Origin of the sequence: Paenibacillus sp. N3/727 (assembly GCF_022637315.1) — a bacterium.
Taxonomy (GTDB): domain Bacteria; phylum Bacillota; class Bacilli; order Paenibacillales; family Paenibacillaceae; genus Paenibacillus_AQ; species Paenibacillus_AQ uliginis.
Genome location: NZ_CP093336.1, coordinates 5,630,250 through 5,647,640, shown reverse-complemented (window position 1 = coordinate 5,647,640; position 17,391 = coordinate 5,630,250). Strand labels below are relative to the sequence as shown.

The window sequence follows — 17,391 nt, the reverse complement described above, 5'->3', positions numbered from 1 at the left end:
AAAAGTTTGATAAGAATGGTCTCTTGGGATATTATGTGAACTGTGACCCTATTCGTGGACACTTAAAAGAAAGAGCCTAGACTATGCTGTTAATAGATGGTCCCTGTATTCATCAGGGGTCATCTTTTTTAATGTCCATTGATATCGATCACTGTTGTAATATTCGATGTAACAAAAATATGTATTTAGGTTTAATTATGATCACAATAAATTTGTTGATCTTTATCTATACCTTTTATACTCGCATACTTATTACCCCATTCACACATTGTGTTTAATACTGGTACAAATGATCTTCCTAAATCAGTTAAGCTGTATTCTACTTTTGGTGGTACCTCTTTAAATATTTCTCTTCGTACAAGTCCATCTCTTTCTAATTGTTTCAATTGATCTGTTAAGACTTTTTGGGTAATTCCAGGTATTAATTCGTAAAACTCTTTTGTCCTTACTGATTTTTGGCTCAAGAAAAAGAGTATTAAACATTTCCATTTTCCACCTGCAATGTTCATAAAAATGTTGATTCCCGTATTATAGTTAACCATGTGCTGGCCCTCCTGAATAGGCACTTAAAAGTGGCTATACCACATTATTGTACGTTATTTACTCATTTATTATTGCTTACTATAATTAAAGCTGCAATAAATAAAAATTTCGGAGTTGATATAATGAGTGTAAAAAATATTTTGGAAAAAAGACGTTCAGTTAGACATTATGATTCAAGTTATAAAATAAGTTCAGAAATTCTAACCTCATTAATTAAAAGTGCAAGTAAGTCACCCAACGGAAATAATATTCAAGCAACTCGATACTTAATTATTGATGATCCAGACTTAAGAAATTTATTGCTACCTATAGCTTTTAATCAACAACAAGTGGTAGAAGCTTCAACTTTAATTGTTATGTTGGGTGATTATCAAGCATTTGATAAAGATAATATTATTAAGATACATGAAGAAGGCTTTCAAGCAGGTTTTTTTGATGAATCGCTAAGAGATTATCTAGCGAATGCTGCAATAAATTATTATGAAAATAAATCAAATGAAGATCTAAAGCTAGAATTAACTAGAGATGTAAGTCTTGCTTCAATGTCATTAATTTTATTAGCAAATGAAGCAGGTTTTCAAACAATTACTATGTCAGGCTATGATTCTAAGAAATTAAAAGCAATCTTAAATATTTCTGAAAGGTATTTAGATGTTATGCTTATAGCTATTGGTAAAGGTACTAAAGCCGGTCATAATACCGTAAGACATAATGTAAATAAGGTAATGTATAGAAACATAATAATTTAGTGTTCTTAAAATGGCCATTATATTAACTAGATTTGTGTGCCGCGTCGAATCCAATAATATCAACAAAATTAGTTCCAGAGTTTTTTATCACCTGACAATTTAAAATAATGTCGTACCGTTTATAAAAAAGATGCACCGTTTTACCCCTTTGGATATGATTATCTAAAGGGGTATTTTTGTGTCTAAAAGAAAAAGAACATCTAAAGTCGATAAGTGGATTAGAGAAGGTCGTGGGACTGGCAGTGGGGTTAGAATATCAACCATGATATATTACCGAAGGCCTAACATTATTGAGGTAGAACGTAAACATCATTCCTTATCAACAAGTTAAGTTACAATATACAATAAAGATGTTTCTGTAAACAATAAAGTCGTCTGTAATCGGGCGATATTATGGAGTAATAACAAAAATGCAACCATAAGTTGACAAAGTGCATTCGCCGCGAGATAGAAAGAATAGCAATGTTTTCATACAATATAGCTAACAAAACGAAAGGGATTGAAGTTAATGACTTTTGGCGAGAAACTTTTTAAATTAAGAAAAGAAAAAGGGCTTTCTCAAGAAGCTTTGGCTGAAAAATTAAACACGACAAGACAGGCAGTCAGTAAATGGGAAAATGGTCAGGGGTATCCCGAAACGGAGAAAATTTTGATGATTGGAAATGTTTTTGAGGTGTCTATCGACTATTTGCTGAGAGATACCGCTGAGCCAAGTCAGGAAAATGATGAAGGGTATTATGTAAGCAAAGAAATGGCTGAAGGGTATTTGTTGAACAAAAGTAAAGTCAGTAAATATATTGCTTTAGGACTTTTTGTTGTTGCTTTATCTTTTATACCTTATTTCTTTTTTAACCAGGATCCTTCAATGTATGCACTTCCAACTATTATTATTGCTACAGTAGGAGTTGGAATAACTGCATCAGCAAATTATTTAGAAGAAGATCAATATAAAATACTGAAGCAGGAACCTTTGCTGTTTGACGAAAAATACCTTAAAGAGCTGAAAGTGAGATATGAAAAAATGAAGAAAAGATATGCTGCTCTCATGTTAGTTGGGACTTGTTTATTAATTGCAGGTTTCTTACCCATTCTATTCGAAAGAAAGGGGATTACTTCAGGATTTTTCATACAATATTATCCGATTTGTATCGCTTTGATAGCAGTCGGTATTTTCGTTTTAAGTCGCACTTCAACCATACTGGATGGATATAAACTTCTGGCTAAAAATGAGGAATATACTAATCGCATTAGTTTTAAACTAAGGAAAAAGGTAAGGAAAAAGGTGGATGGAATTTAATAACCATCGTAATATGAACAAAAAAGTGAAGGAGAACTGGTCAAATGACAGACAAACGAAAAAAAGATCATCCGAATCGAATAAGAAGTTGGGTTATTACCCTTGGTGTTTTTCTCATTGTGCAATTAATCTTTATCGCCGTTGATGGCACATCATTGGAACCGAACATAAACGATTCCGGTAACTTATGGGGTAGGATCTTACAATCGGAGCTCTTTACTGAATGGATCACTCCTTATAGCTTCCCATTTTTCAACCTGTGCACGGTGGTCTGCGTCATTGCTATACTCGCAAAAGCAGTAACAGACATCTTTTCCAGCATTAAAAATAAGTTAAAATGTTTATAAAAAGGATACACTAAATTTAAATCCTGTAATGTGTATTATAAGTTTAAATAGAATTGATAGTAGGTGTTTTATTAGTGAATAATAATTTACTTCTGATAAAAGATTTTAGCAAGTTAACTGGCTTATCACGAAAAGCTTTGTATATTTATGATGAACATAATATTTTGAACCCTGTGTTTATTCATCCAGATAATGATTACCGATATTATGATAAGAATCAGTTACTAACTGCTAAACGAATAAATTTGTTGAAACAAGCAGGATTTACCTTGAATGACATCAGTAAAATCATTCATAGAAAGTTATCAGATGATGAAATAAATAACTTGATAGAAGAAAAGCTTCAACTGGAAATGAATAAGATAAAAGAGGCAAATCAAGCAATAAATAAATTGAAAGAGCTGAATCATCCGATTGCGATTTTAAATAATGAAGTCAATGAAGAGTATCTAGAATCATTGATCGTATATGAATATGAATTATTACCAAATGAAAATATATGTGTAGCGCTGAATAATTCAGAGGAATTGATTAATGAACTTAATGTTAAAAAAAATGAAAAAATCATCAAATATAAAATGACAGATAATAAAATTCATCCTGTTAGTATCGCCCTACCATTAGAAAACCAGGAATTGAATCAATCGGGAGTGACAAGATATTTTGGTTTTCAAACGCAAAAGTTTTTCTGTGAAATTGACCCTTATCAAGAAGAGTCGGTATTAAGGATAAATGAAATAATGAAAAATAACGAATTAAAATTATCCGAACCATATATTTATGAACGTATATTAACCTCGGATGATTATCTATATTCCTCCAAGCGCCTTTCGGAATTTATTTTTCCTTCTAAGTGTTAAGTAATTGACCTTACCCTTAGGTTAACCTTTAGACTCTCTTTAAAGGAGGAGTTAACACATGAAGAACAATAATTACGCATTGGTAACAGGAGCTTCTAGAGGGATAGGAAAGGCAATTGCAATCCAACTTGCAAATGATGGGTTCAATTTATTATTACATTATAATCAAAATATTGAAAAAGCCAATCAGGTCAAAGAGGAAATTGAATCAATTGGCAGACAAGCACAGTTAATTCAAGGTGACTTCAATTCCAGTGAAAGAATTAAAGAGTTTATTGAGAAAACTAAAAAATTGATAATCCAAGATAATAATGTATCACTGCATACAATCGTTCATAATGCTGGACATGCTGCATCAAATGGATTTGGAGAAGTGGACTATGATGAGTTCGATCGGCTATTCAATGCAAATGTTAAAGCACCATATTTTATTACACAATCTCTAATCGGACTTTTAGAATCCAATGGCAGGATAATAAACCTATCATCAGGTGTGACACGTATCGCATTTCCTCATATGATGGTATACAGCATGACAAAAGGCGCAATTAATACAATGACGTTTACACTGGCAAAGGAATTAGGTGAAAAAGGAATTACGATTAATTCCGTAATGCCTGGAATCATTGATACGGATTCAACTGCTAACTGGCTGCATACAGAAGAAGGTCAAGAAAATGCAAAGAATATGAGTGCTTTAAAAAGAGAGGGTCAACCAGAAGAAATTGCAAATGTTGTTTCGTTTCTAGCGAGTGAAAAAGCGAGTTTTATTACTGGGCATAATATGGATGTAACTGGTGGAAGTCATCTGTAATTATTGAAGTTTGAACGATTATGATAAGAAAGTAATTATTGAGATAGTTAGTTATCTGCTGAATTAAAACAAAGTTGTATACTGACTACCCGCTATTTCTTCTAGCGGGTAGTTTTTTTATAGGGATTTTCAAATTTGCTTGGTTCATATTTGTTAATAATCGCAGCACAGAAAATCAGCTTACCGTGTAATTGAGCATAGATACATGTCGGTTCACTTTTTTCATGCCTTAATAAACATTGGAGTCGAAAACTTCTGGTGAGAGTAATTTCAAGGTCAGTTTGTGACGAGATTTGGCATCTCTTGACAACTTAAAATAGTATGTTATTATATTACCGACAGACAGTCGGTCGGTTTATGATAAGGAGATGTAAAAATGAGAGTTGTAAAAGAAGCGGAGGAACGCAGGAACGAAATACTTGACGCGGCGGATGAGCTTTTCGGTCAGAAGGGCTTTGATGGCACAAGTACAAATGATATTCTCGAAAAGGTCGGAATTGCGCGGGGAACGCTGTATTATCACTTCAAGTCGAAGGAGGATATTATGGACGCGCTGATTGAGCGGTATAGTGTCCGTATTTTAGGTGCGGCGCAGGAAGTTGCCGCAGATAAAAGCATACCCGTGATCGAGCGCGTGATCCGCGCTGTAATGGCAATGAACATAAGCGGCGGAAGCAGTGAGGTAATTATGGACCACATTCACAAGCCGCAGAACGCGCTTATGCATCAAAAAATTCAAAAGGTTATAATCAATGGCGTTCCGCCGATACTGACGGGAATCATCCGCGAGGGCATTGGGCAGGGACTATTCAGCACACCGTTTCCGTATGAATGCATGGAAATGGTTGTGATATATGCGAATACCGTTTTTGATGATGATATGGTTACAATGACGAACGAGGAGCGCGGTTCACGAATGCTGGCCTTTGTTTGCAACGTAGAAAGGCTGCTCGGTGCAGAAAGTGGAAGTCTTATGGACACTATGCAGATGTTTGGTGGAGGAGACGGAAGCAGCTATGAATAAATCGGGAAAATCCTTCAGAAAATTTCTTCTATTGTGGTCGGGACAGCTTACTTCAGCAATAGGAAGCGGGCTTACATCGTTCGGGCTAGGGATTTTTGTTTTCCAGCAGACAGGAAAGGCATCGGCAATGGCACTTGTAACCTTGCTTGCGTTTATGCCGTCGCTTCTCTTAAGCTCCTATGCGGGAGTACTTGCAGATCGCTATGACCGCAGACTGTTAATGGTGTTAGGCGACAGTCTTTCCGCGATAGGACTTGTATTCATCCTAATTTGTATGCTTCGCGGAGAAGCACAGCTATGGCAGATTTGCGTGGGAGTTACAATAAGCTCGGTGTTTTCATCGCTGCTTGATCCCGCATACAAAGCGACGGTTACGGATTTGCTTACCGAGGAGCAGTACACTAAGGCAAGCGGTCTTGTCCAATTGGCGGGCTCGGCAAAATTTCTGATTTCGCCGATTATTGCAGGATTTTTGCTAACTGTTTCGGATATAAAGCTATTGCTTATAATCGACATTTGCACTTTTTTTGTCACCGTTACTAGTACTCTTGTTGTACGCAGCGGTCTTGCTTCCAAGACATGCGAACAGGCTAAATCGTTTATCCACGAATTCAAAGAGGGTTGGCGGGCAGTTTCTAATAACAGAGGTGTGCTTGTTCTTATGATCATAACATCAGTGCTGACATTTTTCCTCGGATTTATTGAGACACTTTCCATACCTATGCTGCTTGCTTTCACGGACAGTTCCGTAATTGGAACGATTGAAACTATTGTCGCTTCGGGGATGCTCGTATCAAGTGTAATAATAGGATTTCTTCCAATAAAAAAGGGTTATGTGAAAATTCTTTCGATTGCGCTGTTTTGTGAAGGAATGTTTATGGCGGCGTTCGGATTTCGTGAACATATTATTTGGATCAGTGTTTCAGGATTCCTCTTTTTTGCGATGATGCCTTTTGCAAATATAAGTCTTGATTTTCTTGTTCGCACCAACATTGATAATTCCGTTCAGGGCAGAGCATGGTCACTGATAGGAATCATTTCTCAGCTTGGATTTGTTGCCGCTTATGCGCTTTCGGGTGTGCTGGCGGACTATGTGTTTACTCCTTTATTAGTTGACGGCGGAGTGCTTGCTGACAGTGTGGGAAAGATCATCGGCACGGGCAGCGGCAGAGGAACGGGATTTCTCATTATAATCGCTGGGATGCTGTTATGTGTGACTTCGGTAATTCTGTATAACGCAAAATCAGTTAAAAAGCTAGAAAACAGAGGTGACTTATGTATTACAGAATAATCCGCAATGATATTTTAAAAAGCAAAATAATTACGCTGACAACAACGATTTTTGTCGCTGCCGCGGCTATGCTTGTTTCTCTTTCGGCGATACTTGTCGTAAATCTTTCGGGTTCGATAGATACACTCATGAAGCAGGCAAAAACTCCGCATTTTATGCAGATGCATTCGGGTGATATTGATACTGTACGGCTTGCGGATTTCGCGGAGGAGAACAGCAATGTCGATGAATTTCAGGTGCTTGAATTTCTCAATGTTGACGGTGCGAAGATTGTAATTGACGGAAACTCGCTTGCGGCCAATGTTCAGGACAACGGCTTCAGCACACAGAGCGAAAAATTTGATTATCTCCTTGATCTTGACGGAAACGTTATAAATGTATCCGATGGGGAGATTTATGTTCCGGTAGGTTATATGAAGGACGGCACTGCAAAAGTCGGTGATAAGGTTGTGATAGACGGAAAGAAATTTACCGTTGCGGGATTTCTACGCGATTCACAGATGAATTCGTTGCTTGCCTCGTCAAAGAGGTTTCTTGTGAGCGAAAATGATTATGCGGCAATAAAGAATTTCGGAAGCACGGAATATCTGATTGAGTTCAGATTAAAGGACTTGTCTGAAATTGGCGCATTCGAAACTGCTTACACCTCCGCAGGACTTGAAGCAAACGGACCGACAATTACATATCCGCTTTTCAAAATGCTCAATGCCATCTCCGATGGGCTGATGATTGCGGTCATACTTCTTGTAAGTGCGCTTGTCGTTGCAATCGCATTTATGTGCATACGCTTTACGCTCCTTGCGAAAATCGAAGACGACTACCGCGAAATAGGTGTTATGAAAGCAATAGGGCTACGTGTTTCCGACATAAAAAAGATTTATCTTGCAAAATACGCGGTGATTGCGGCAGCTGGTTGTACTCTCGGATTTGCACTTTCATTTGTGTTCAGAGGCATGCTTCTAGAAAATATCCGGCTTTATATGGGTGAAAGCGAAAATTCTTCTTTTGCCTTGTTGTTCGGCATAATCGGCATACTGCTTGTATTCCTTGCAATAATTGCCTATGTAAGCGGAGTGCTGAGACGCTTTCGGAAAATATCTGCCGCCGAAGCAATCCGCTTTGGCACTTCACACGAAAAAAACGCGGGTGCAAAGCGTTTTAACCTGAGCGGAAACAGGCTGTTTAACACGAATATTTTTCTCGGTGTCAAAGATGTTCTCGCAAGGAAAAAACTTTACGCCACAATGCTTGCGGTGCTGGTGATTTCGGCATTTATCATTATTGTTCCGCAGAACCTGTACAACACGATCTCCTCAAAAAGCTTCATCAAATATATGGGGATAGGTAACAGCGATATGCGCATAGACATTCAGCAGACTGACAATATTTCTGAAAAAGCCGCTGAAATATTAAAAACGATGAGCAGCGACAATGCCATTTCAAAGTATGGCATGCTTACAACAAAAACATTCAAGGCAAAGACGGAGGACGGCTCGGAGGAAAGGTTAAAAATTGAGCTCGGCGACCATTCAATATTCCCTGTAGAATATTCCGAGGGAAGAGCCCCCGCCGCAGAAGACGAAATAGCGCTTTCGGCTATGAACGCGGATGAGCTGAGCAAAAAGGTCGGCGAAATCATTACACTGGTGATTGAGGGGAAGGAAAAAAATCTCACGGTAAGCGGCATTTATTCCGACATTACCAACGGAGGTAAAACGGCAAAGGCTGTTTTCACCGACAATTCGGCGGACATTATGTGGTACGTGATCTGTGCGGAGCTTTCAGATCAGTCTCTTATCGACAGTAAGGTTTCGGAATATGCGGACAGGTTTGATTATGCAAAGGTTTCGGACATTGATGAATATATTGTACAGACATACGGCTCGACAATAAGCTCCGTCGGAAAGGCCTCCTATTCTGCAATTGCCGTCGCGCTGATTATAACGGTATTGGTTACACTGTTGTTTATGAAAATGCTTGTCGCAAAAGACAGATATTCTATTGCCGTCATGAAAGCGTTCGGTTTTACAAACTCGGATATAAAGGCGCAGTATGTTTCGCGTTCGGTATTCGTTCTGATTGTCGGAATTGTTCTCGGCACGCTTCTGGCGAACACTCTCGGAGAGATGCTTGCGGGCGCGGTGATCTCCTCGTTTGGAGCGTCGACGTTTCATTTTGCGGTCAATCCGCTTTCGGCGTATCTGCTTAGTCCGCTGATGATGATATGCTCGGTACTTATCGCAACAATAATCGGCACATCGGGCGCAGGACAAATTAAAATTTCCGAGAACATAAAGGAGTAGGCATATGAAGAAGATTATTATCGGTGACCATATAGTAAAATCTTTCGGCGAAGGCGATGAGAAGCGCAATGTTCTGGGCGGCGTGTCCGTAGAAATAAACGAGGGTGAGTTCGTTGCGGTTATGGGACCTTCGGGCTCGGGAAAATCGACGCTGATGTTTGCGCTGAGCGGAACGGATGGCGTTAATAGCGGAAAGGTCGTTTTTGACGGCAAGGATTTATCGGCGGCCTCTGAGAATGAGCTTGCAGATATACGGAGAACAAAGATGGGATTTGTTTTTCAGCAGCCGACTATGCTAAAAAATCTGAATATTCTCGACAACATCATTCTTCCTTCAATGCGGGATAACAGAAAAAACGCTGCGAAGATTACCGAAAAGGCAAGAGTGCTTATGAAAAAGGTTGGTATTGCGGAACTGGAAAAGCGCAACATTACACAGGTGTCGGGAGGTCAGCTTCAGCGTGCGGGAATTTGCCGTGCGCTTATGAACAGCCCGCAAATCATCTTCGGTGATGAGCCTACAGGTGCGCTCAACTCAAAATCTGCGCAGGAGATTATGGACATATTCTCCGAAATCAACGCGGAAGGTACTGCGGTTATGTTTGTAACTCACGACGCCAAGGTTGCGGCGCAGACGGAGCGCATTATGTTTATGCGCGACGGAAACATCGTGAGCGAACTGAAGCTTCCGAAGTTTGACGGGACGGATATGGATGGTAGGGTCGAGAAAGTAACCGTGAAAATGTTGGAAATAGGAATATGATTTGTTGTTGGAAGATGATAAGGGCAAACCTGTCAAAAGGCAGGGACGCAAGGCCGTAGGATCTAAGGCGTTATAAGCGTTATGATAGCCTGGCCGCAGAGCATCGAGAACAAGACCTGCCCTTAACAAATGGCAGGTCTTAGTTTTATCAATGATTAGAAAACTTAAAGGCATATAATTTCTTTCTCTGCTCCATTAGTTGGAAAGTGATAATTTTGAAGTTAGAATCCATTAGAAATGAGGAATGAAAACATGAAAATACATACTTATCATTTAGGAATATTTCCTTTGGATTGGGAAGTTTGTTTTTTAACCGTTGAGGAATACAAACAAAAACTAGCTGAAAAGTACCAGCAGTCTAAACAATATTGTGACTTTATTATAGGAGGTTTAAATATTTTATACGACAAAATAGATGAAATTCTAAATTTTGCGATGGATGATTTCAAAAAATATTCACCGTATACAGAATTGCGTTGTCCTCCAATGATCTTTCCAATGCCTCGAGGAGATAGTAGTAATGGTGCCGACTTTGTCATTATACTAAAGCTAGATGAAGATGGTGATACAATCGTTTATTCTCCATTTCCTTTGCCGCACTTAGAACAAGATTAAGAAGTTTGGTTTATTTCTTGCATAAAAGTTCAAGCGATATTTCTGATCCAGCTTTATTTCAAAGCTAGAGTGGTGCTGAAAAGAAAATAAACTCGCATCAAAGTCGAGCAATCTCAGGATTATTTCCCGAGATTTGCTCGGCTTTTTTATCTGCCAAGAAATGAAGAGTAGTGTAGGGAGTGGTAGGAAAATGCAGAGGCAATTCCTGCACCTTTTAAAATTTTTATACCTAATGTTTTTTGAAACAACTGTGTTTTTCGGCTTCACAACGCTCAGGCTAAGCCGTATATTGCTTAATTTACCATATTTTAATATGTGTTTAAGGTTTGTGTGATATCTTAACTTGCATATAAAACCAAGGGCGTTGAAACAAATGACATTAAAAACAAAATTATCATTGGTCCACTCTTTGATATTAATGGTTATGTTAATTGTTTTTGGGATGGCACTGTATTTCTTCCTGCATCAATATATATATAAGGATATAAAAAAAAATTTGGCCTATGAGGCTGGATTGGTTCGAAAATCCATTTCGTATGAGTTAGAGATATCGAGAAGAGATTGGAACTTATTGATTAGTATTGATGAACGGGCTAGTCTCCAAAAGGGAATGTTTTTTCAAATTACAAATTTTTTTAACGGTGCTATTATTAAGTCTAGTAACTTAGGGTACTTAGAGTTGCCAGTAGAGGGCAAAAAAGTAACTACGGCTTATTTTGATACTGTATCTTTGTTAGAATCGCCTGTCTTGATCTATTCTGCTCCGTTAACTTTTAATGGTGATATTGTAGGGGTAGTACAATCAGCTGTTAATGTAAGCCAATTTGAAAATTTTTTTAAAATACTACGTTATGCTCTGTATATACTTACTTTGAGTGTCGTATTATTGGCAGTTGTATCGGGAAGGGTGCTATCAAAAGTTACCCTTAAACCATTACAATCGATGATCGAGGACCTGGAGAAAATAAGAAATACAGGTGAATTAAAAAACAGAGTATTCTATAAAAGGTCTAAAGATGAAGTTGGAACATTGGTTACAGCTATTAATTTTATGCTTGAAAGCATAGAGATCAATTTTGAAAAAATTAATTATATGTATATTAATCAACAACGATTTGTGGCGGACGCATCTCACGAGCTTCGTACACCATTAACGTCTATTTTAGGAAATGCACAACTCTTACAGAAAGTGTGGTTGAATAAGTCAATCGGTGATTCAGAATTGGAGGATTCGATTGAATGCATTCATGATATCGTCGATGAAGCTGAGCGCATGAGAAAATTGGTTAACGATTTACTGTTTCTTGCCAGATCGGACTCTAGGTTAAAGATAGAACTTCAAGAAATAGAGTTTAAACCTATTGTGGAAAAAGTTATTCGGCAAGTTGATGTAATGCCTAAAAAAGTCAAATGGCTTCACAATGATATCTCTGTGTTAAATAATGTATATATCTTAGGTAACAGTGACTATGTACAACAATTGCTACTAATATTTATAGACAATGCCTTTAAATATACCCTAGAGGGTTCAGTCGAATTATCTTTTACAACAAACAATAATATGGTTGGGATAAGCATTAAAGATACAGGGATTGGATTAGATAAATCTGAAATTCCCTGCATTTTTGATCGTTTTTACAGGGCGGATCATTCTCGAGGTAAGATCGAGGGAACTGGTCTTGGTTTATCTATTGCCAAATTTATTATTGATGAACATCATGCTTCTGTAGAGGTAACAAGCTCAAAAGACATCGGATCTACATTCACTATATGGTTTAGAGAATGTTGATGAAAAGGAATACTTGTGCTCATACCAACTACATAACGTCCAACTGGTTCTTTTATAAAACCGTTCCCAATTCGGCTCCGGAATCAAGTGTGAAGGCAGCTCCGGGTCTACTCGACTGGGGCTATTTGTGTTTTGTCTTGGAGACTGTTTACATTTGATATCAAATACTGTGAATATTTGCTTGGATGGGGGGAAGATTAATTTAAGGTTTTTAGTTGAGTGGACTTTGCTTGACGTCTTGTTTACTCAAGACCATCAACTAAAAGAGGAGGTTTCATATGATTTCAGATGAAAATATTACTGAAGATAAGGGCTGTCTACCAAAGGTCGACCGACCACTCACTTGGAGCGAATTTCGCGACCGTGGCAAAACCCTTGAAGCCACTGAAGAGGTACCGGAGCATCTGCGTAAGCTTTGGTCGGATCTCTCGGTTAGTCGACGCATGGAAATACGGCCTATCAAACGGGGTGAAGTTGACCGAATAGACCTTATACCGGGACACCGACCCGCCTGGGTCGGGTCTACCGTAAAGCCGATGTCCGTACAACGTTCGACTCAGCCTCGTTTACAGCACCGAGGTATTCCTGTCGATCCGCTTGTCATTTGGGGTGATGACGATCGGCGCACCTACAACGATCTCAAATACCCTTGGGGATGTGTATGCAGGATCCTAAGTGGCCCTTTTGTGGGTTCAGGTGTAATTATCGGGCCTCGCCATGTCCTTACTGCCAGTCACGTATTGGACTGGAATGCTTTAAGTGTAACTATCGAGGTGCATCGTGCAGGTGGAACAGTGGCGGCAACTGCACAGGGGGTGAAGGTACATTACTTTACGAAAATCCATGGTCCCGGCGATGTCGGTGCAACTAATGTTGATGAAGATTACGCTGTGATAGTGACCGACCAGCGCATTGGTGACCGTTTCGGGTTCATGGGTGTGCGCACATATGACAGCAGCTGGGACGACGAGAATTTTTGGTTTAACATTGGGTACCCAACTGATATAGCATCCGGTCTATCTCCTATTTTTCAGAAGAATAAGAATCTTGATGAAGACGAGTGGGATTACGGTACGGGACGGGCTATGACCACCTCCGCTGACATGAAACCAGGCCAATCCGGCGGTCCGATGTTTGGGTTCTGGTCCAATGATCCCCAAGTAGTAGCCGTAGCTTCAGCAGAAGGCACTATTTTCGCTTCCGGAACCGAGAACTGGTGCTCCGGTGGCTCAGACCTAACAAGACTCGTGAAGCACGCTCGTACTGAGGATCCTTGATCAGCGTATTTGTTTGACAACGCCTAACAACTTTTTGGAGAAGGATCAGGTGAAAAAACCGCGTTCTTCAAGCGAAATGTTAGGCGTTTCATCTGTTTACAGCAAAAAAATAAGTTAGCTATAAAGGCTAAAAATCGTTTGAGCAATCAAACGTTGTTTAAGTGAACTCGATTAAGACAAAAGAGTGACCTAGCATACCGATTTTGTCATAATCAATTAACTCCGCAATTGGATTGAAATTCTTATTTCAAAATCTCCTTTAATGACTTCATCTAAAACAAAAGAGGCAAATAAGTTCTAACGAAGCCGAGAAACCTCAGGATTATTTCCCGAGATTTGCTCGGTTTTTTTCATACATTAAATCAGCACAGTAAAACGAGACTCAGTCCGAATTACTTAAGCAATGTAAGTGTCGCTTTAATCGCATTATCAACAAATGATCGCTGTGGACGAGACTTCATCATTACGGTTAGTCCGATCAACGATACGATTAGCGCCTGTGATAAAGCCTTAGCGTCTGTATTGGCCTCGAGCTCACCTGATTGTATACCTCGTTCAATGGTTTCTTGAAATATGACAGATAGGTACATTTGATGTTCCCTTGTCAGAATTTCAAATTTCTCATCATGAGGCGCAAGTTCGACCATGGTATTGATGCAAAAGCAGCCCCGACTTCGATCTTCTGAATATTCCTCAGCAACCACACCTTCAAAAAAAGTAGAAAATGCTTCTTTTACCGATGAATGGTTTTGAAGTCTAGTTCGCACATCGGAAGCGCGGGACATTGTGTATTTGCGTAGTGCGGCTTCGAACAATTCTTTTTTGTCTCCAAAGGCAGAGTATATACTGGGGCGTTGAATGCCCATTCTGGAAGTTAAATCGCTTAATGAAGTAGCCTCATATCCCTTCTCCCAAAATAGTTGCATAGCTGCATCTAATACTTTTTCTTCGTCAAATTCGCGGGTTCTTGCCATTATGAATACCTCTCGTTATTCTTGATTTTTTTCATTACTCAATGATTCCGATTGTAGGTGACTACCAACTGCTCTATTTACGTACCGAACAGTATATTATAATTTTATAATTAGCGTTTTACTTTGTCAAATGTAGGTTAGTTTATCCTAATAAGAGAAGATGCATATTAAATTATAACCAGTGAAATCAAATATAATTGTTGACATTAAGAGTAACCGTGAGATATATTTACTGGGAATTATAACATACCGATCGGTACAGTATTGTACTCGACAATTAAATGAATGGAGGTAAGGTGTACACAAAATGGAGGAGGTTATAGAAGAAGTAGCAGTCAATGCCGATAGAAAGGCGGATTCGTCACAGGCGCAGCCGATTACGTCTAATTCAGATCATCGTGCTTCCATGTCTCGCTATGTGACACTATTATTTGCGGCTGCTTGCGGGATGTCAGTCGCCAATATCTACTTCGCACAGCCGTTACTCGATCAACTGTCGAGTGAGTTTGGTATTGACCATTCCATTATTGGCATTGTTATTACCATCACTCAGATCTTTTATGGATTGGGATTGCTGCTGCTGGTACCGCTTGGAGATTTGATTAACCAGCGCCGCTTGATTATCGGCCAAATGTTATTATCCATAATAGCTTTGGTTATAGTTGGAACTGCTTCTACCAGCACGGTACTATTCGCAGGTAAGGCTTTGGTGGGACTGCTTGCAGTTGTGACTCAGACTCTTGTAGCGTTCGCGGCAACGATGGCCGCCCCTGCCGAACGAGGACGTGTCGTTGGCATTGTAACAAGCGGGATTGTAATCGGCATACTTCTTGCGCGGTCCATTGCAGGGATATTAACGGATCTTGCGGGTTGGCGTTCCGTATATCTAGTCTCTGCTGCGCTGATGCTTTTTATGGTTTGGATGTTTTTTAGGGTGTTGCCCAATGCCCAGCGCGAGGTAAAGTCAGTGTCCTATCCTCAGTTGCTTGGATCGGTGCTTATGCTGTTTAGACAAGAACGGATGTTACGCATCCGCTCTGTTCTGGCGCTGCTGATTTTTGCTGATTTCAGCATTTTGTGGACTTCACTCGTACTGCCCCTTAGCGCGCCGCCATTATCTCTTTCTCACAGTGCAATTGGAGCATTTGGTCTTGTAGGAGTAGCAGGAGCGTTAGCTGCAGCACGAGCAGGGAAGCTGGCTGATCGAGGTTACGGACAGAGAACGACGGGCATTGCTTTGATCCTATTGTTGATTTCATGGTTGTTCATCAGCTATACAGAACAGTCGCTGTTCGCATTGGTCATTGGTATTGTTCTTCTTGACTTGGCAGTGCAGGCCGTACATGTCACGAATCAAACTATGATCCTTCCATTGCGTACGGAGGCACGTAGCCGGCTTACTGCCGGATACATGATTTTCTATTCCATCGGCAGTGCTAGCGGTTCAATTGCTTCGACCCATATATATGCACATTATGGCTGGGACGGAGTATCTTTGCTCGGGGCTTCTGTTAGTGTTTTAGCTCTTCTATTTTGGGCAATGACCAGGCGCGCTACGGCCTCCGCATTAAAATAAGATTGCTTGTATGTTTACGGAGAAAAATTTGAAATAGGAGAGATTTCACGTGGAAATAGGTATTACTTCGTTTGTAGAAACAAAGCCGGATGTTCAGACTGGTGAAGTGATAAGCCACGCACAGCGATTGCGTGAAGTGGTAGAGGAAATTGTGCTTGCCGATCAGGTGGGACTTGATGTGTTTGGTGTAGGGGAGCATCATCGGGAAGATTATGCGGCATCTTCACCAGCAATGGTGTTGTCTGCGGCTGCCTCACAGACGAAACGGATTCGGCTGACTAGTGCAGTGACGGTGCTTTCTTCAGCTGATCCGGTGCGCGTTTTTCAGGATTTTTCTGCGCTCGATGGTATTTCAAATGGACGTGCGGAGATTATGGCGGGCAGGGGTTCCTTTATCGAATCCTTTCCATTGTTTGGCTATGACTTAAATGATTATGATGAGCTGTTTGAAGAACATTTGGAATTGCTCCTAAAAATACGGGGGTCCGAAAAAGTAACCTGGAAGGGCGGGCATCGGCCAGCGATTAATAATTTGGGCGTGTATCCACGGCCCGTTCAGGATTCTTTACCGATATGGGTTGGCAGCGGGGGTAGACAGGAGTCTGCTGTCCGTGCAGGTTTGTTAGGATTGCCTCTAATGCTAGCGATAATTGGTGGGAAACCGATGAATTTTGCACCGCTCGTGCAGCTTTATAAGAAAGCAGCTGCGCACGCTGGTCATGATGAATCACGGCTTAAGGTTGGATCACACTCGATAGGATTTGTTGGAGAGAATACGGAACGAGCTGCCGATACATTTTTTCCTTCTACCATGGCAGGTATGAATAGATTGGGCAAGGAGCGGGGCTGGGCACATTATGATCGTTCTAGCTATGATGCCGCGCGCAGCTTTGAAGGTGCACTGTATGTCGGCGATCCGGAGACGGTTGCTCAGAAGATCATTCACCTTCGCAAAAATGTAGGCGTTACACGCTTTATGCTGTATGTACCGTTAAGTACGATGCCGCATGACCAAGTGATGAGAGCTATTGAGCTGTTAGGAACAGAGGTAGCGCCCCGGGTTCGAGAGGAAATTTCTAAATGGGAAGCTGAGACGAAACAAGGATCATCATTCAATCTTGATTCATAAAACCACAATTGATTCGCGAGCATATTTAATTATAGGAGGA

At 40.1% G+C, this 17,391-nt stretch carries 17 protein-coding genes and 1 riboswitch; of the genes, 14 read left to right on the top strand and 3 right to left on the bottom strand.

Annotated features, from left to right (window positions below; genetic code table 11):
- Positions 1 to 81 precede the first annotated feature (81 nt).
- Positions 82 to 168, bottom strand: coding sequence for an IS3 family transposase (locus MNQ98_RS26355; RefSeq protein WP_481856796.1), 87 nt, complete (start codon positions 166 to 168; stop codon positions 82 to 84).
- A gap of 23 nt (positions 169 to 191) precedes the next feature.
- Positions 192 to 542: a winged helix-turn-helix transcriptional regulator gene (locus MNQ98_RS26350; RefSeq protein ID WP_241930860.1), complete on the bottom strand. Its 351-nt coding sequence runs from the start codon at positions 540 to 542 to the stop codon at positions 192 to 194.
- A 123-nt stretch (positions 543 to 665) separates the two neighbouring features.
- Here MNQ98_RS26350 and MNQ98_RS26345 point away from each other — a divergent pair, with 123 nt between their 5' ends.
- The 12 genes from MNQ98_RS26345 to MNQ98_RS26290 all read left to right on the top strand — a co-directional run bounded on the left by MNQ98_RS26345 (position 666) and on the right by MNQ98_RS26290 (position 13,672).
- Positions 666 to 1,292, top strand: coding sequence for a nitroreductase family protein (locus MNQ98_RS26345; protein ID WP_241930859.1), 627 nt, complete (start codon positions 666 to 668; stop codon positions 1,290 to 1,292).
- Between the two features lie 508 nt (positions 1,293 to 1,800).
- Entirely contained in the window at positions 1,801 to 2,589 is a 789-nt protein-coding gene (locus tag MNQ98_RS26340; protein ID WP_241930858.1) for a helix-turn-helix domain-containing protein, read from the top strand.
- A gap of 44 nt (positions 2,590 to 2,633) precedes the next feature.
- Positions 2,634 to 2,936 carry a YfzA family protein gene (locus tag MNQ98_RS26335; protein ID WP_241930857.1) on the top strand — a complete coding sequence of 101 codons (303 nt, stop codon included), beginning with the start codon at positions 2,634 to 2,636 and terminating at the stop codon, positions 2,934 to 2,936.
- A gap of 74 nt (positions 2,937 to 3,010) precedes the next feature.
- Positions 3,011 to 3,796 (top strand): MerR family transcriptional regulator, encoded by a 786-nt coding sequence (locus tag MNQ98_RS26330; protein WP_241930856.1) that lies wholly within the window; start codon positions 3,011 to 3,013, stop codon positions 3,794 to 3,796.
- 58 nt (positions 3,797 to 3,854) lie between these two features.
- Positions 3,855 to 4,610 (top strand): SDR family NAD(P)-dependent oxidoreductase, encoded by a 756-nt coding sequence (locus MNQ98_RS26325; RefSeq protein WP_241930855.1) that lies wholly within the window; start codon positions 3,855 to 3,857, stop codon positions 4,608 to 4,610.
- 376 nt (positions 4,611 to 4,986) lie between these two features.
- Positions 4,987 to 5,634 (top strand): TetR/AcrR family transcriptional regulator, encoded by a 648-nt coding sequence (locus MNQ98_RS26320; RefSeq protein WP_241930854.1) that lies wholly within the window; start codon positions 4,987 to 4,989, stop codon positions 5,632 to 5,634.
- On the top strand, positions 5,627 to 6,925 hold the full coding sequence (locus tag MNQ98_RS26315; RefSeq protein ID WP_241930853.1) for an MFS transporter: 1,299 nt from the start codon (positions 5,627 to 5,629) through the stop codon (positions 6,923 to 6,925). The genes MNQ98_RS26320 and MNQ98_RS26315 overlap by 8 nt, the downstream gene beginning before the upstream one ends.
- Positions 6,910 to 9,228, top strand: coding sequence for an ABC transporter permease (locus MNQ98_RS26310; RefSeq protein WP_241930852.1), 2,319 nt, complete (start codon positions 6,910 to 6,912; stop codon positions 9,226 to 9,228). Before MNQ98_RS26315 ends, MNQ98_RS26310 begins: the two co-directional genes overlap by 16 nt.
- A gap of 4 nt (positions 9,229 to 9,232) precedes the next feature.
- On the top strand, positions 9,233 to 9,991 hold the full coding sequence (locus MNQ98_RS26305; protein ID WP_241930851.1) for an ABC transporter ATP-binding protein: 759 nt from the start codon (positions 9,233 to 9,235) through the stop codon (positions 9,989 to 9,991).
- A 12-nt stretch (positions 9,992 to 10,003) separates the two neighbouring features.
- A riboswitch (cyclic di-GMP riboswitch) is annotated at positions 10,004 to 10,092 on the top strand.
- A gap of 151 nt (positions 10,093 to 10,243) precedes the next feature.
- On the top strand, positions 10,244 to 10,606 hold the full coding sequence (locus MNQ98_RS26300) for a hypothetical protein (protein WP_241930850.1): 363 nt from the start codon (positions 10,244 to 10,246) through the stop codon (positions 10,604 to 10,606).
- A gap of 373 nt (positions 10,607 to 10,979) precedes the next feature.
- Positions 10,980 to 12,395: a sensor histidine kinase gene (locus tag MNQ98_RS26295; protein ID WP_241930849.1), complete on the top strand. Its 1,416-nt coding sequence runs from the start codon at positions 10,980 to 10,982 to the stop codon at positions 12,393 to 12,395.
- Positions 12,396 to 12,838: 443 nt separating this feature from the next.
- Complete coding sequence (locus MNQ98_RS26290; RefSeq protein WP_241930848.1) at positions 12,839 to 13,672, top strand: trypsin-like serine peptidase; 834 nt, start codon at positions 12,839 to 12,841, stop codon at positions 13,670 to 13,672.
- Between the two features lie 392 nt (positions 13,673 to 14,064).
- On the opposite strand, the gene MNQ98_RS26285 is transcribed toward MNQ98_RS26290, so the two are convergent.
- On the bottom strand, positions 14,065 to 14,646 hold the full coding sequence (locus MNQ98_RS26285) for a TetR/AcrR family transcriptional regulator (protein WP_241930847.1): 582 nt from the start codon (positions 14,644 to 14,646) through the stop codon (positions 14,065 to 14,067).
- Between the two features lie 406 nt (positions 14,647 to 15,052).
- Here MNQ98_RS26285 and MNQ98_RS26280 point away from each other — a divergent pair, with 406 nt between their 5' ends.
- Together MNQ98_RS26280 and MNQ98_RS26275 are read left to right on the top strand one after the other, a co-directional pair.
- Positions 15,053 to 16,222 (top strand): MFS transporter, encoded by a 1,170-nt coding sequence (locus MNQ98_RS26280; protein ID WP_241934047.1) that lies wholly within the window; start codon positions 15,053 to 15,055, stop codon positions 16,220 to 16,222.
- 49 nt (positions 16,223 to 16,271) lie between these two features.
- Positions 16,272 to 17,351 carry an LLM class flavin-dependent oxidoreductase gene (locus MNQ98_RS26275; RefSeq protein ID WP_241930846.1) on the top strand — a complete coding sequence of 360 codons (1,080 nt, stop codon included), beginning with the start codon at positions 16,272 to 16,274 and terminating at the stop codon, positions 17,349 to 17,351.
- Positions 17,352 to 17,391 lie beyond the last annotated feature (40 nt).